This is a genomic window from Allokutzneria sp. NRRL B-24872, from assembly GCF_002155965.1.
GTDB lineage: Bacteria > Actinomycetota > Actinomycetes > Mycobacteriales > Pseudonocardiaceae > Allokutzneria.
In genome coordinates, this window is the sequence record NZ_MUMH01000318.1 from 1 (window position 1) to 1,315 (window position 1,315).

Consider the following 1,315-nt stretch of genomic DNA (forward strand, 5'->3'; position numbering starts at 1 on the left):
GGTCGGCGGGTTCTCCCGGTACTGGGGGTACTTGTGGCACAACCAGGCCACGGGTTCGGCGCGATCCGGCTCTGTCTCGATCACGTGGGCAACGCCATCCAGCCGTACCCACCACAACTGCGACCAGTCATGATCGTCGTACTCGTCCGCGAGCAGGGTGGCTCGTCCGGTCTCGCGAATGTTGCGCAGCCGCTTGAGGTTCGCGGTGGTCTTGGGCTTGTGGTCGATCGCGATCACCACGACGTCGTTCCGGAGCGCGAATGTCACCGGGACCAGGTGTGGCCGACCAGCGCTGTCCACGGTGGCCAGTCGCGCCACGCGTGCCGCGGCGNNGGCGCGCCCTCCGCCTGGCTGGTACTTCTCCATCCACGGGCTGGGCGAGCAGGCGTCATGCATGGCGCTGGCTGACGCGGCGTCGACCACTGCGGCACCCGTCGACAGGGCGGCTCGGCTGGTCGCGTCTCGGAGACGACCGGCCACGCCGTGTTCGAAGTCGAGCTGCGCGTGGGTCAGCGGCACGCCAGCGCACGCGAGGCCACCGGAAGGCAGCACGGTCAGGTAGTTGACCAGCAGCACCTTGGCCCGTGGCGCTTTCTGTCGCACCGTGCTGACCACGGAGCCGATCTTGGTGTGCACGGTCTTGAGCGCTTGGTCCATCGCGGCCTGGTCAACGTCGGGACACTGCGACCCGCCACTGGTCTGGCAGGAGTAGGTGAAGAGGCTGCCGATGTAGTTGACGTCGTTGCCACCGATGGTGACGGTGACCAGCTTGGTGTCAGCGTTGACGGCCTCGACCTGCGGTGGCTGGCCGTGCTGCGGCCTGGTGAGGATGTCCGCGGTGGTGGCGCCGCTGCACGTGACATCGGTGAGCGTCAGGCGGAGCTTGGCGGCCACCTGGCTGGCGTAGTTGTTCGCCGACCGTCCGCAGCCAGGAGGACTGCCCGGCTTGGCGGGCGGAATGCCTGGGCCGGCGGCGAAGGAGCTGCCGAGCGCGACGTACCCGGCGTCGGGCGGAACGGCCGCTTCGGCCCAGCCGGAGGTGGCGACGGTCAACGCGACGACGGCCCCGAGCACGGTCATGGAGTGCAGCCTAGTTGGAGCTGTCCTGGCAGGCGGTCCTCCAGCGACTGGGCGGGAGCCTAGGAGCCTCTGGCTGAGACGGGTCTCCGCTGTTACCGTACGAGGAGAACCTGAACGAACGGTCGGTAAGTCTTGCCTCATCGAGGAGGTTGGTCGTCCATGGCCCCGCTGCGCAGTTACGTCTCCGGTGGTTGGCAGGCGCCGGCGGAGGACGGCGTTCCGCTGCACGACGCGG

Annotated in this window: 1 protein-coding gene; it reads right to left on the reverse strand. The window is 68.6% G+C overall.

Features of this window, described 5'->3' with window-relative positions; translation table 11 throughout:
* Positions 1-1,080 (reverse strand): TIGR03668 family PPOX class F420-dependent oxidoreductase (locus CCN37_RS42535; protein ID WP_086830200.1); only part of this gene is annotated, 1,080 nt, incomplete at its 3' end.
* Positions 1,081-1,315 lie beyond the last annotated feature (235 nt).